Annotated in this window: 10 protein-coding genes; 6 read left to right on the top strand and 4 right to left on the bottom strand. The window is 62.3% G+C overall.

Annotation, left to right across the window (positions count from 1 at the left end; genetic code table 11):
- The first annotated feature begins 149 nt into the window (after positions 1 to 149).
- From dnaA to WBF74_RS07040, 6 genes are all read left to right on the top strand, one after another.
- The gene (gene dnaA / locus WBF74_RS07065) at positions 150 to 1,676 is read left to right on the top strand and encodes a chromosomal replication initiator protein DnaA (RefSeq protein WP_424437295.1); all 1,527 of its coding nucleotides are present in this window, start codon (positions 150 to 152) and stop codon (positions 1,674 to 1,676) included.
- A gap of 416 nt (positions 1,677 to 2,092) precedes the next feature.
- A complete protein-coding gene (dnaN, locus tag WBF74_RS07060) occupies positions 2,093 to 3,211 on the top strand; it encodes a DNA polymerase III subunit beta (protein ID WP_424437292.1) in 1,119 nt (372 codons plus the stop codon).
- A gap of 73 nt (positions 3,212 to 3,284) precedes the next feature.
- On the top strand, positions 3,285 to 4,445 hold the full coding sequence (gene recF, locus WBF74_RS07055) for a DNA replication/repair protein RecF (RefSeq protein WP_424437289.1): 1,161 nt from the start codon (positions 3,285 to 3,287) through the stop codon (positions 4,443 to 4,445).
- A gap of 25 nt (positions 4,446 to 4,470) precedes the next feature.
- Complete coding sequence (locus WBF74_RS07050) at positions 4,471 to 5,064, top strand: ATP-dependent Clp protease proteolytic subunit (protein ID WP_424437286.1); 594 nt, start codon at positions 4,471 to 4,473, stop codon at positions 5,062 to 5,064.
- Positions 5,065 to 5,126: 62 nt separating this feature from the next.
- Complete coding sequence (gene gyrB, locus WBF74_RS07045) at positions 5,127 to 7,568, top strand: DNA topoisomerase (ATP-hydrolyzing) subunit B (protein WP_424437283.1); 2,442 nt, start codon at positions 5,127 to 5,129, stop codon at positions 7,566 to 7,568.
- A 107-nt stretch (positions 7,569 to 7,675) separates the two neighbouring features.
- A complete protein-coding gene (locus WBF74_RS07040; RefSeq protein WP_424437280.1) occupies positions 7,676 to 10,051 on the top strand; it encodes a transglycosylase domain-containing protein in 2,376 nt (791 codons plus the stop codon).
- Here WBF74_RS07040 and WBF74_RS07035 read toward each other — a convergent pair.
- From WBF74_RS07035 to WBF74_RS07020, 4 genes are all read right to left on the bottom strand, one after another.
- The gene (locus WBF74_RS07035) at positions 10,048 to 11,238 is read right to left on the bottom strand and encodes a multidrug effflux MFS transporter (RefSeq protein WP_424437277.1); all 1,191 of its coding nucleotides are present in this window, start codon (positions 11,236 to 11,238) and stop codon (positions 10,048 to 10,050) included. The two genes, WBF74_RS07040 and WBF74_RS07035, sit on opposite strands and share 4 nt — an antisense overlap.
- On the bottom strand, positions 11,235 to 12,047 hold the full coding sequence (locus WBF74_RS07030; RefSeq protein ID WP_424437274.1) for a M48 family metallopeptidase: 813 nt from the start codon (positions 12,045 to 12,047) through the stop codon (positions 11,235 to 11,237). The genes WBF74_RS07035 and WBF74_RS07030 overlap by 4 nt, the downstream gene beginning before the upstream one ends.
- Before the next feature lie 202 nt (positions 12,048 to 12,249).
- On the bottom strand, positions 12,250 to 13,488 hold the full coding sequence (locus WBF74_RS07025; protein WP_424437271.1) for a polyhydroxyalkanoate depolymerase: 1,239 nt from the start codon (positions 13,486 to 13,488) through the stop codon (positions 12,250 to 12,252).
- 193 nt (positions 13,489 to 13,681) lie between these two features.
- Positions 13,682 to 13,961, bottom strand: a 280-nt coding sequence (locus WBF74_RS07020; protein WP_424437268.1) for an alpha-isopropylmalate synthase regulatory domain-containing protein, incomplete at its 5' end; no start/stop codon positions are given.

The following is a 13,961-nucleotide window of genomic DNA, read 5'->3' as shown; positions in this document are numbered from 1 at the left end:
GGCGCGCGCACAGGCTGGAAGGCGGCGGGCCTTCCCTGGGTGCAGTCCTGAACCGCGGGCAGGCGGCGCAGGGACAAACGAGGCGGCGCCCGGATGCGTTTGACGGTCCGGGCAGAATGAGAGGCTTGAGGGGATTGGACGAGGAGAATATGGCGCCAGCATCAGCAGAGAAGCAGTCGCGGCAGGCTTCGGAAAAACGGGATGAAGGGCGGGCAGGCATGAACCTTTCCGATATGTGGCGCCGGGTGCGGGCGCGGCTTCATGCGGAGCTGGGCGAGGCCACCTTCAATAGCTGGTTCAAGCAGGTCGAGTTCGTTGGCATTGATGACGGCCGCGTCATGCTCTCCGTGCCGTCGCGCTTCATCCGCAACTGGATCGTCTCCCACTATGCCGACCGCCTGCACAAGCTCTGGGCGGAAGAGAACGAAGTCCTCACGCGCGTCGATATCGCCGTTCAGGCTGATCTTGCTGCGGCAAAATCGGCGGCGCGGGAAGTGGCCGAGCCCGAAGCCCCCTCCATCCCTGCCGTTGCCCCCGCGAGCGAAGTTGCTGCCAAAACGGCGCAGGCGCGCGAGGCGGCGGTGCTTTCCGGTGCTGTGCCACAGGGCTTTGAAGATGCAGGCGTCGGCGCACCGCTCGACCCGCGCTTCACCTTTGATGCCTTTGTGGTCGGCAAGTCGAACGAGCTTGCCCATGCCGCAGCAAGGCGCGTGGCAGAAGCAACGGATGTCACCTTCAACCCGCTTTTCCTCTATGGCGGTGTCGGCCTCGGCAAGACGCATCTCATGCACGCCATCGCCTGGGAGATCCGCAAGCGCCAGCCCGAGCGCAAGGTGCTCTATCTCTCCGCCGAAAAGTTCATGTACCAGTTTGTGCGGGCGTTGCGCTTCAAGGACACGATGGCCTTCAAGCAGCAGTTCCGTTCCGTCGATGTTCTGATGATCGACGATGTGCAGTTCATTTCCGGCAAGGATTCAACGCAGGAAGAATTCTTCCACACCTTCAATGCGCTGATTGATCATAACCGTCAGGTTATCATCTCTGCCGACCGCTCGCCCTCCGACCTTGAAGGTATCGAGGAGCGCATCCGCTCCCGCCTCGGCTGGGGTCTTGCCGCCGATATTCATCCGACCGATTACGAACTTCGCCTCGGCATTCTTCAGGCCAAGGCCGAAGAGATGATGAGCCGCAATGGCCCGGTCGTCATTCCGCCGGGTGTGCTGGAGTTTCTTGCCCATCGCATCGTCTCGAATGTGCGCGAGCTTGAAGGAGCGCTGAAGCGCGTCGTCGCCTATGCCTCGCTGGTCGGCCGCCCGATCACGCCCGACATGACGCAGGAAGTGTTGCGCGATCTGCTGCGCTCCAATGACCGCCGCGTCACCATCGAGGAAATCCAGCGTCGCGTAGCCGAATATTACAATGTTCGCCTGGCCGACATGCTCTCCGCCCGCCGTGCGCGTGCGGTGGCCCGGCCCCGTCAGGTGGCGATGTATCTTTCCAAGCAGCTCACCACCCGCTCCCTGCCGGAAATCGGCCGGAAATTTGGTGGCCGCGACCACACCACCGTCATCCATGCGGTCCGCAAGATCGACGAGCTTTGCCAGAGTGATTCGGGCATCGAGGAAGACGTGGATCTGCTCCGCCGGATGCTGGAAGGCGGCCACAGCGCAGGCTGATTCGGCTTCTTTCGGACATGCACGGCCCGAGGGGGGTTACCCCTTTCGGGAAGGGGCGGTTTTATGCCGAAAACCGCGGAAAACTGTGCACGGCGCACATGATCTGTTATAGTCCTTCGGCGAATTTCTGCGGAAATCCGGCATCCGCCGGTGCATCTCCGACAGGTGATCGGGCCGATGGGTCCGGGCTATCCTGGCGGTGGCGTCCGATCCCTCGTTCGCGGTTGTCTTGAGAAGACGGTGCGTCTGTTCAAAGCCGCGCCCTGCTTCCCCGACACTCTCAAACGGGGCCTGAAGCAGGGTCCGAAGCGGGCCGGGCCAGAGCGAAAGAGGCGGAAATCGCCCGGTGCAGGCGCATGTGGCGTCCCATCGGAGGAAATGATCCGAGAGCCCAGACGGGGGACTGAAGAGAGACCATGAAGATCACGATCGAACGGGGCGCGCTGCTCAAGTCTCTCAATCATGTGCAATCGGTCGTTGAACGGCGGAACACCATACCCATCCTGTCCAACGTGCTCATCAAGGCCGAGGATGGCCAGCTGAGCCTGACCGCCACCGATCTCGATATCGAGGTCATCGAGGCGATTGATGCGGATGTGGCGCAGCCGGGCGCAACCACTGCTTCTGCCCATACGCTTTACGACATTGTGCGCAAGCTGCCGGACGGCGCGCAGGTGGAGCTTTCGACAGGCGCCGATCAGGGCCGCCTTCAGCTCACTGCAGGCCGCTCGCGCTTTGCGCTTCAGTCGCTGCCGCAGGAAGATTTCCCGGCCATGGCCGCAGGCTCGCTGCCGCACCGCTTCGAGCTTCCTGCGGAAGCCATGCGCCGCCTGATCGACAAGACGCGCTTTGCAATCTCGACCGAAGAGACGCGTTACTATCTGAACGGCATTTATTTCCACGCCGTCGAAAACGGCAAGCAGCGCGTGCTGCGTGCTGTCGCAACCGATGGCCACCGTCTCGCCCAGGTCGATCACGATCTGCCGGAAGGCGCGAGCGGCATGCCGGGCGTCATCGTGCCCCGCAAGACCGTGCTTGAATTGCAGAAGCTCTTGGAAGGCGGCACGGGTACGCTTTCCGTTGGCGTGTCGGAAACCAAGATCCGCTTCGAGTTTGACGGCATCGTGCTCACCTCGAAGCTGATCGACGGCACCTTCCCGGATTATGGCCGCGTCATTCCGACATCGAACGACAAGGTGATGGAGGTGGATGGCAAGCGCTTCGCCGAAGCGGTTGATCGCGTCTCGACCATCTCCACGGAAAAGTCCCGCGCGGTGAAGCTCAATATCGAGGATGGCAGGCTCGTCCTCTCCGTCACCAACCCGGATTCGGGCAGCGCGACCGAGGAACTTTCCGTTTCCTATACCAACACGCCGCTCGAAATCGGCTTCAACGCCCGTTACCTGCTCGACATCACGGGCCAGCTTGATGGCGCGGAAGCAAGCTTTGCCTTTGCCGATTCCGGCTCGCCCACGCTGGTGCGGGATAGCGAGGACAGCCTCGCAATCTATGTGCTCATGCCGATGCGGGTGTGAGGCGGGCAGAAACAGAGGACAGGGAGTGCGTCGTAGGGGTGAGTTGTTGCGCACCATCGACCGGCCGGCGCCAATGCCGGAATTTTCCGGCAGGGGTCTTGCCGTGCCGCCTGTGCATCTCAGCCGCCTCGTCCTGACCGATTTTCGCTGCTACAGCCGTGCCGAACTCCATCTCGATGGCCGCCCGGTCGTGCTGACGGGTGAGAATGGTGCAGGCAAGACGAATTTGCTCGAAGCCGTATCGCTTCTGTCGCCCGGCCGGGGCCTGCGCGGGGCGGCCTATGCGGAACTTGCGCGCGATGAGGGCGCAGGCGGCTGGATCGTCGCCGCCACGCTTGAAACGGAGCATGGTCCGGTTCGTCTCGGCACGGGGCTTGAGGCCGGTGTCGATATCGGCACGCGCAGCCGCTCCGTGCGCATTGCCGGTGAACAGGCGGGGCCGTCCGCCCTTGCCGAGCTTGTCTCTCTCGTCTGGCTGACGCCGGCGATGGACCGGCTTTTCATGGAGGGAGCGAGCGAACGCCGCCGCTTTCTCGACCGGCTGGTCATGGGGTTTGATCCCGCGCATGGTACGCGCGCCGGTGCCTATGACCGCGCGCTGAGAGAACGCAACAAGCTGCTCTCCGATGCCGTGTTTGATGATGCCTGGCTGTCGGGCCTTGAGGAGCAGATGGCAGAGCATGGTGTGGCGATTGCCGCTGCGCGGCGCGAAATGCTCGCAAGGCTGCGTGGTGCTCTCGCCGCTGCAAAGGATGGTGCTTTCCCGCGCGCCGATGTGGCGCTTGAAGGCACGCTTGAAACGGCGCTTGAAACGGCGCCTGCCGTTGATGTGGAAGATGCATTCCGCGCAACGCTGAAGGAAATGCGCGGGCGGGATGCCGCCGCAGGCCGCGCGCTTGACGGGCCGCACAGAAGCGATCTTCTCGTGCGCCATTCGGCCAAGGACCGCGAGGCGCGCCAATGTTCGACGGGCGAGCAGAAGGCGCTTCTCATCGGTATCGTGCTTGCGAATGCGCGGCTGATGGCGGCAATGGGCCGCCCGCCGCTGCTGCTGCTCGATGAGGTCGCCGCCCATCTCGATGCGGAGCGCCGGGCGGCACTCTTTGATGAAATCACGGGCCTGAACCTTCAGGCCTTCATGACAGGGACGGACCCCGCCCTGTTTGACAGTCTTGGAAGCCGCGCGCAGAACCTGCATGTCGATCACGGCATGGTCGCTCCGGCCGCCTCATGAGTCTCGTAACGGAAGGAAACCTGCGATGAGAAACGATAGCGAAACGCCCCAGACCGATGTGACCAAGACGCAGCTCACGCCGCTGGTCGAGCAGGGGCTTTTCAAGTCTCGCACGGTGCTTGTCACGGGTGAGGTTGATGACCGTCTGGCGCGCGTTGTCTGTGAAAGGCTGCTTGCTATGGCGGGCGAGAATGATGATCCGATCACGGTCATCGTGTCGTCGCCGGGCGGCCATGTGGAATCCGGTGACATGATCCATGACATGATCAAGTTCATCAAACCGCGTGTGCGCGTACTCGGTACAGGCTGGGTCGCAAGCGCGGGCGCGCTGATCTATGTCGCTGCCGATCTGAAGGATCGCTATTGCCTGCCCAATACGCGCTTCCTGCTCCATGAACCGCGCGGCGGCGTGCGGGGTTCGGCTACCGAGATCGACATTCAGGCGCGCGAAGTGCTGCGGATGCGCGAGCGCCTCAACCGCATCTTTGCCGAAGCGACGGGTCAGCCGCTGGAGCGGATCGTGAAGGACACGAACCGCGACTACTGGATGAATGCCGAAGAGGCAAAGGAATATGGCGTCGTGGGCAAGATCATCCGCAGCGCCACAGAGATCGAATAGGCAGGGCTGAAAGACCCGGACCCGTCCGGGAGAGCCGCTGAAATGTTCAAAGGAAGATAGACATGTCCACGCCCAACGAAACGCCGGAAGAATATGGCGCCGAATCCATCAAGGTTCTGAAAGGCCTTGATGCGGTGCGCAAACGGCCGGGCATGTATATCGGCGATACGGATGATGGGTCCGGCCTTCACCACATGGTCTATGAGGTGGTGGACAACTCCATCGACGAGGCGCTGGCCGGCCACTGCGATGCGGTGAATATTCGTCTGAATGCGGATGGTTCCTGCACCGTCATGGATAATGGTCGCGGCATTCCCGTCGCGATCCATCCGGGTGAAGGTGTCTCGGCTGCCGAAGTCATCATGACGCAGCTTCATGCAGGCGGAAAGTTCGACCAGAACTCCTACAAGGTGTCGGGCGGTCTGCATGGTGTGGGCGTGTCGGTGGTGAATGCGCTTTCCGACTGGCTGGAGCTTCGCATCTGGCGCGGCGGTAAGGAGCATTTCATGCGCTTCCAGCATGGTGTGCCGGATGCGCCGCTAGAGGTAGTCGGTGATGCGCCGCTTGATGAGAATGGCAAGCCGATCAGCGGCACGGAAATCACCTTCCATCCTTCAGCCGAGACTTTCACGCAGACCGAATTCAGCTTCGCGACGCTGGAACACCGCCTGCGCGAGCTTGCCTTCCTCAACTCCGGCGTGCGCATCCGTCTGTCTGATCTGCGGGGCGTCGAGCCGAAGGAAGTCAATCTTGTCTATGAAGGCGGGCTTGAAGCTTTTGTCCGCTTTCTTGATCGCACCAAGACGCCGCTCATCAAGGACCCGATCTGCATCCGGTCCGAGAAGGATGATATCGGCGTCGAAGTGGCCATGTGGTGGAATGACAGCTACCACGAGAATGTTCTCTGCTTCACGAACAACATTCCCCAGCGCGATGGCGGCACCCATCTCGCAGGCTTCCGTGGTGCGCTCACGCGCGTCATCAACAATTATGCGAATGAAAGCGGCATCGCGAAAAAGGAAAAGGTGAGCCTCACGGGCGACGATGCGCGTGAAGGCCTGACATGCGTTCTCTCCGTGAAGGTGCCCGATCCGAAATTCTCGTCGCAGACGAAAGACAAGCTCGTCTCCTCTGAAGTGCGCCCTGTGGTGGAAAGCCTCGTCAATGATGCGCTCTCCACCTGGCTCGAAGAACATCCCGCAGAAGCGCGCAACATTGTGAGCAAGGTGGTGGAAGCCGCCGCCGCGCGCGAGGCCGCCCGCAAGGCGCGCGAACTGACACGCCGCAAGGGCGCGCTTGATGTGTCGAGCCTGCCGGGCAAGCTCGCCGACTGTCAGGAGCGTGATCCTGCGAAATCCGAACTCTTCATCGTTGAGGGTGACTCGGCAGGTGGCTCCGCCAAGCAGGCGCGCGACCGTTCCAATCAGGCGGTGCTGCCGCTGCGCGGCAAGATCCTCAATGTCGAGCGCGCGCGTTTCGACAAGATGCTGTCTTCGAATGAAATCGGTACGCTGATCACCGCGCTTGGCACGGGCATCGGCCGCGATGATTTCAACATCGACAAGCTGCGCTATCACAAAATCATCATCATGACCGACGCCGACGTGGACGGCGCCCATATCCGCACGCTGCTTCTCACCTTCTTCTATCGGCAGATGCCGGAAGTGATCGAGCGCGGCCATCTCTATATCGCGCAGCCGCCGCTCTACAAGGTACGGCGCGGCACATCCGAAACCTATCTCAAGAACGAGAAGGCGCTGAGCGACTATCTGATCGAGACGGGGCTTGAGGACATGGTGCTGACGCTCCATGACAATTCGCAGCGCGCCGGCCCCGATCTCCACGACATCGTGACAAAAGCACGCGCCATCCGCGCCGTGCTGGACGGTCTGCCCAGCAAATATCCCCATTTCGTGGTGGAGCAAGCAGCGATTGCCGGTGCGCTCAACCCGAAGGCGCTGGCCGAAGAGGCGCAGGCGAAGGAAGCCGCCGCCTATGTTGCCCGTCGCCTTGACCTTCTATCGGATGAAACGGAGCGTGGCTGGACCGGCGAGACCACGGAAGATGGCGGCCTTGTCTTTGCGCGCGAAGTTCGCGGTGTCCGCGAGGAAGTGCTGATCGACGGGCCGCTCATCGCCAGCGCCGACGCCCGCCGCCTCGACAGCTACACGGAGCATCTGCAGGAAATCTATGTGAAGGCGGCCACGCTTCGCCGCAAGGATGACAAGCATCTGATCCGCTCGCCCTCGCAGCTTCTCGATGCGGTGATGGCAGCCGGCAGCAAGGGCAATACGATCCAGCGTTACAAGGGTCTCGGCGAGATGAACCCGGATCAGCTCTGGGAAACGACGCTGGACCCCAATATCCGCTCCCTGCTTCAGGTGAAGATCCGCGAACTGGATGAAGCGGATGATCTCTTCGTGAAGCTGATGGGCGATGTGGTGGAGCCGCGCCGCGACTTTATCCGCGAAAATGCGCTGAGCGTGGCAAATCTCGATATTTAGGGAGGAGCCACGAAGGCGGCCAACCGTTAACAAGCCGTTAACCATCGCTGTCTAGCTTCGAAACGGGCCGGGGGAAGCGTCAGACACAAGGCGAGGCATCGGGTGGCATGTCGTTCCGCAAGGCCCGAAGATCATCGACAGGCCGTGAGGCGGTGCCGCCAGATGCGGACTGGACCATCATCCGCAGGCCGGGCTTGCGGGCCGTTCGGCTCGGCGTCGGGGCAAATGATGCTTTCGGCGCAGATGAAAAGACCGGAGAAGAAGTCGGCAATCATGCCGAAGAGCGGAAAAATACCGGCAGGAATATGGGCCGCTGGGACGATGATGAGTGGGAAGACCGCGGCGGCTTTCGCCGCATAGAGCCGACCTTCGCAAGCGGGGGCGGCCGCGGGAAATCCGCATCCAAAAAACCCGCCGCGAAAAAGAATCCCGCCGTCAAAGCCACCGCAAAGCATCGTGCCGCTTCAGGGGGCCGCGTGCCCTCGGCCCGGCGCATCGTGCCGGGCAAGCAGGGCAATCGCGTGCAGCAGGCGCGCTCGCTTCTCGGCAGCATCGCCTATGGCGCTCTGGTGCTGGGCCTCTGGGGCTTCATCCTCTTCGGCGGATTGCTCTTCTGGTACGGCCTCAACCTGCCCGATACATCCGGCCTCTATAATGTCCGCCAGACGCCTTCGATCTCGATCATTGCGACGGACGGCGAGGTGCTGAGTCATCGCGGCGATCTCATGGGCGGTTACACGACGGTCGCGGATTTGCCGCCCTATGTGCCCGCCGCCGTACTCGCCACGGAAGACCGCCGCTTCTACTACCATTTCGGTATCGACCCGATCGGCATTGCGCGTGCGATCGTCATCAACTGGCGCGCCGGTGCCTATGTGCAGGGCGGCTCCACCATCACGCAGCAGCTTGCGAAGAACGTCTTTCTGAAACCGGAGCGCACGCTCTCGCGCAAGATCGAGGAAATGGTGCTCGCCGTCTGGCTGGAGCTTCGCTTCACCAAGGAAGAAATCCTGACCCTTTATCTGAACCGCGTCTATTTCGGAGGTGGTGCCTACGGGCTTGAAGCGGCGTCGGAACGTTATTTCCGCAAGCCCGCGCGCGCGCTCACGCTTCAGGAAGCGGCCATGCTGGCCGGGCTTCTCAAGGCGCCCTCGCGCTATTCGCCAACCAATGACATTGATCTTGCCCGCCAGCGCGCGGCTATCGTGCTCGAGAACATGGTAGAGGCGGGCTACATCTCCGCCGAAGAAGCGCAGATTGCGGCTGTTGCCCCTGCCTCGCTGCAAGGCTATGCCGCGCGCGGCTCGATCAACTATTTCGTAGACTGGGTGGCAGAGGCCCTGCCCGATTATGCAGGCAAGCCGGACACGGATGTCCGCGTCATCACCACGATTGATCCAGATCTCCAGCGCGAGGCCGAGCGTGTCGTTGCCACCATGCTGGAAACGGAAGGCGCGCGCGTTGATGCAAGTCAGGCAGCCCTTGTCGCGATGACACCGGATGGCGCGGTGCGTGCGATGGTCGGTGGCCGCTCCTATGCGCAGAGCCAGTTCAACCGGGCCGTGCAGGCAAAGCGTCAGGCGGGCTCCGCCTTCAAGCCCATCGTCTATCTGACAGCGATGGAGCGCGGCCTCACCCCGGATACGCTGCGCATCGACAGGCCGCTCAATTATGGCGGCTGGTCGCCCGCCAATTACGGGGGCCGCTTTGAAGGCGAGATGACGTTGCGCACCGCCTTTGCGAAATCGGTGAATACGATTGCCGTTCAGGTCGCCCATGAGGTCGGCATCCGCAATGTGATCGCCACTGCGCGCCGCCTCGGCCTGCAGGAAGACCTGCCTTCGAACCTCTCCCTCGCGCTCGGCACCGGCAGCGTGAGCCTGCTCGAACTGACAGCCGCCTATGCCGCCTTTGCAAATGGCGGTTACGGCGTCATCCCGCATGGCATCGAGGAAGTGCGCTCGGAAGCAGGCGAGGAACTTTACCGCCGTCAGGGCTCAGGCATTGGCCGCATCGCGGATGCGCGCGCCATCGGGCAGATGAACAATATGATGAAAGCCGTGATGGTCTATGGCACGGGCCGCAACGCCGCGCTCGACGACAGGCCGACCGGCGGTAAGTCCGGCACCAGCCAGGATTTCCGCGACGCATGGTTCATCGGCTACTCGGCAGACATCGTTGTCGGTGTCTGGGTCGGCAATGATGACGGCAAGCCGATGAAGAATGTAACGGGCGGCACGCTGCCTGCGCGCATGTGGCATGAGTTCATGGTGCGCACACAGGCAAATGTTCCCGTCGCGCAACTGCCGGACATGCCCGCCGTCGCCGGGACGGCAGAAGTCGTCACCGCGCCTGCTTCAACGGAAACCGCCGCCGCATCGCCCTATGAATATCAGTGGGAGGAGCCGGGCTTTTTCGACCGCTTCTTCGGGCGAAGCAGCAGCGAAAGCCGCCCGCTGCTGCAACCGGGTGGCCGCCGCTAGGAAGACGCGGCGGGGCGAACCTTTGTACTGGCGATTGCCAGTGTGAGAACGCCCATCACCGCCATGATGATGACCATTGCCGCCGGTCCGCCATCAACCGCATGTCCGACATAGATGCCCGCTATGGCACCCGCTATCGCCTGCACGAAGCCGAGCAGGGACGAGGCGGTGCCGGCGATATGCGGGAAAGGTGTCAGCGCCCCCGCCATGGATTGCGGCATGGTGAGGCCGACCGCAAAGCCGTAAATGATGACGGGCAGTGCAATGGAAAGCGCGGAGGGAACGAGAAGAAATCCGACAAGCATCAGAAGGCCGCCAAGGGCTGCCGACGCGCCGCCGACTTTCAGCGTTGCATCAATGCCGAGACGGCGCACGAGCTTGCCGCCTGTGAGTGATCCCGCCACATAGCCGCCTGCCATCGCTCCGAAGCACAGCCCGTAAAGCACGGGCGTCAACCCGTATTCTCCCTGCAACACGAATGACGACCCGGAAATGAAGGCAAAGAGACCCGAGAAGCAGGCGCAGGCAATGGTGAGATATTTGAGATAGCCGAGATCGGCAATGAGCCGCCGGTAATTGATGAGAATGGCGAGGGGTGACGCGCTTTGCCGCCGCGCAGGCGGCAGCGTCTCGTGCAGGCTCGTCATCACAAGGAAGAGCAGCACCGCGCCGAAGCCGCCCATCACAACGAAGTTCGCCTTCCAGCCTTGAACATCCTGCACCACGCCGCCGAGCATGGGCGCAAGCGCGGGAACAAGCCCCATGATCGCTGCCATGCGCGCAAGCATCTCGCCTGCATCGGCTCCTTCATAAAGGTCGCGCACAATGGCACGTGCAAGCACGACGGAAGCGCCGCCCCCTATCGCCTGTACGAAGCGCGCGGCAATGAGCTGTTCGATCGAGGTGACATAGAGCGAGATGAAACAGCCGAAAATGTAGAGCAGGAAGCCGCCGATCAGCACCGAGCGGCGGCCATAACGATCCGAAAGCGGCCCGTAGAAAAGCTGCGAACCGGCAAAGCCGATCAGATGCACGCTGAGCGTAAGTTGCGTTGCGCCGGTGGATGCGCCAAATGTTGCCGCAATGGCGGGAAGCGACGGCAGATACATATCCGTCGAAAGAGGGCCGACCGCCGTCAGCGCGCCGAGGAACACGGTGAAAGCCGCCGTGCCGGGTGCGAACCTCATCGAGCCGGGTGGCGGTCTCCGCGGTCACCCGCGAAAAGACCGGCCGGGTCTGCGCCGAAGCGATGAAGCTCCGGCCCGTTGATTTCCAGCCAGCGTTTGGCGTGTTCGTAATGCGGCAGCGCCTCTTCCACCAGTGCCCAGAAGCGCGGCCCGTGATTCATGTGGCGCAGATGCGCAACTTCATGCGCGGCCACATAATCAAGCACAAAGCTCGGCGCGAGAATGAGCCGCCAGGAAAAAGAGAGTGCGCGCGTGGGCGAGCATGAGCCCCAGCGCGTGGTCGTGTCGCGCACCGTGATGCGCGACGGGCGCACCCCGAAGAGATCGGCGTAATGGAGCGCGCGCTCGTTCAGCTCGTCGCGCGCCTTTACCTTGAGCCAGTCGCTCACGCGCCGCTGCACAAAATCGGGATGACCCGTCACGCGAATTTCGGGAAGCCCGCCCGTATCAATGCTGCGCACGCGCCAGACCGGTCCCCGCGCCATCGCGTCCTCGCGCCGCACGCCGACATAGCGAATGACATGCTCCCTGCCGCGATACGGAATATGCGCGCCATTGCGAAAAGGCACGGGCTGAGGAACATGATGCAGCCGCTCGGCAATCCATTCGCGCTGCTCGCGCGCAAAGAGAAGCGCCTGACTGATATTGCGCCGCGACGGTGTCGTGACCTGCACGGAACCGGCAGCGAGATCGACACGCACGATCACGCGCTTTGCGCGCGGATTATGCCGCACCGTTACAGGCACGGCCCGCCCGTCAATCTGGAGATAGTCCATATGGAGCGAGGCCGGCTTCACGGGTTTGTTCATGATCGTCGGATTCAAAACCAGCTACAGGGAACGGCGAAAAGGCCGCCGACAGGAGACGGACCGGACGAAGCGGCGTCGGCTTTTACGATGCAGGCAGGCCGCCGCGTCGAATCATGTCATGAATGCCACGACTCCATTCCGCCGTCCTGGCACCTGTTCTGTCAAGCGGCAGCGTCGGATGGTCGTGGCGCCTCGAGAGATATCAGCGGCTGGCGTGTCTGGCCATAAAGTCCCGCACACGCGGCGCGATCTCGCTTCTCCAGCGCGAGCCATTGAAGACCCCGTAATGGCCAACGCCCGGCTGCTCCCAATGGGTCTTCATGGTGGCGGGAAGGCCGGTGCAAAGCGCGTGGGCGGCCTTTGTCTGGCCGATGCCGGAAATGTCGTCCTTCTCGCCTTCCACCGTCATCAGCGCGGTGCGGGTGATGGCTTCCGGGCGCACGGGCCGGCCGCGATGGGTGAACTCGCCCTTGGGCAGCGAGTGCTTCACGAAAACCTCGTCCACGGTCTGGAGATAGAACTCCGCCGTCATGTCCATGACGGAAAGATATTCGTCATAGAACTCGCGATGCTTCTCCGCGCTGTCGCCATCGCCTTCGACCATATGTTCGAAATAGTCCCAATGCGCGTCCATATGCCGGTCGAGATTCATGGCCATGAAGCCCGAAAGCTGCACAAAGCCCGGATAGACCCGGCGCAGTGCACCCGGATGCGGCCAGGGAACGCTGGTGATGACGTGCCGCTCATACCATTCCGTCCCGCGCTCCGTGGCGAGGCGGTTCACTTCGGTCGGGCTTTCCCGCGTATCGATGGGACCGCCCATCAGCGTCATGCTGAGCGGCACATGCGGATCATCATTGTCATGCATCACCGCAACGGCGGCAAAGACCGGCACCGAAGGCTGGCAAACGGCAAGGAGATGCACGTCAGGCCCCAGCAGGTGACACATATCGATCACATAATCGATGTAGTCGTCGAGATCGAAGCTGCCTTTGGAAAGCGGCACCATCCGCGCGTCTTCCCAGTCGGTAATATAGACCTCGCAATGGGGAAGCATGGCTTCCACCGTGCCGCGCAGCAGCGTGGCATAATGGCCGGAAAGGGGCGCGACGATCAGGAGTTTCGGCTGCGGCGCCACGCCTTTCATTGCAGAGGCTTCCCGCTCGAAATGGATGAGCTTGCAGAAGGGGCGCTTCCAGACAATCCGCTCCGCCACCGGCACGGGCTTGCCGTTGATGGTCGTCTCGTGAAGGCCGAATTCCGGCTTCCCGTAGCGCCGCGTGGTGGATTCGAACAGGTCAATCGCTGCCGCGAGCGTCTTGTGAGGGAGCGTTTCGGCAAAGGGATTCAGCGGATGCCGGAGCGCCCAGAGCCCCACTTCTGCCGCCGCCCGAAACGGCGCAACCGCCGCATGATTGAGTTCGTAGAAATGATAAAGCACGCAACACCTCGCTGCGGATGGCCCTCTGGCTCATCCCTGTCGCCGCCTCATGTTGCGGCGCAGCATTAAATGTAGGTCGGTACTGGCCGCTCTCCAAGAGGATTTTTTGGCGCATTACGGCAAATAATCCGCGCACCAGGCAGCAAAAAAGCCGCCATGAACATCTCATGGCGGCTTTTGTGTCTGGTCGGCTTCAGCCGCCGCAGAGGCGGTGGCGGTCGGCGGGGTCGAGGCGCGCTGCCGCGCGGTTCGCAGCCGAGATCATCGCCTTGTAGGAGGCGGTGATGATGTTCGCATCAATGCCGACGCCGAAAAGGTCACCCGCATGTTCGGGGTCCGCCACTTCCATGAAGGCGACGGCCTTCGCGTCGGTGCCGGAGCCGATGGAATGCTCCTCATACTGGCGCAGCTCGATGCCGAGCTTCAGCGCTGCCATGGCCGCATCGATGGGTCCGTTGCCGAAACCCTCAAGC

This window comes from Parvibaculum sp., assembly GCF_049672805.1.
Classification (GTDB): Bacteria; Pseudomonadota; Alphaproteobacteria; order Parvibaculales; family Parvibaculaceae; genus Parvibaculum.
Note: the sequence above shows the minus strand (reverse complement) of the source record. Positions and strands in the feature narration are given on the sequence as shown.

Bases quoted from the DNA above. Each gene is read 5' to 3' on its own strand.
- dnaA (WP_424437295.1), top strand. From the start codon at position 150: ATGGCGCCAGCATCAGCAGAGAAGCAGTCGCGGCAGGCTTCGGAAAAA.
- dnaN (WP_424437292.1), top strand. From the start codon at position 2,093: ATGAAGATCACGATCGAACGGGGCGCGCTGCTCAAGTCTCTCAATCAT.
- recF (WP_424437289.1), top strand. From the start codon at position 3,285: ATGCCGGAATTTTCCGGCAGGGGTCTTGCCGTGCCGCCTGTGCATCTC.
- WBF74_RS07050 (WP_424437286.1), top strand. From the start codon at position 4,471: ATGAGAAACGATAGCGAAACGCCCCAGACCGATGTGACCAAGACGCAG.
- gyrB (WP_424437283.1), top strand. From the start codon at position 5,127: ATGTCCACGCCCAACGAAACGCCGGAAGAATATGGCGCCGAATCCATC.
- WBF74_RS07040 (WP_424437280.1), top strand. From the start codon at position 7,676: ATGTCGTTCCGCAAGGCCCGAAGATCATCGACAGGCCGTGAGGCGGTG.
- WBF74_RS07035 (WP_424437277.1), bottom strand. From the start codon at position 11,238: ATGAGGTTCGCACCCGGCACGGCGGCTTTCACCGTGTTCCTCGGCGCG.
- WBF74_RS07030 (WP_424437274.1), bottom strand. From the start codon at position 12,047: ATGAACAAACCCGTGAAGCCGGCCTCGCTCCATATGGACTATCTCCAG.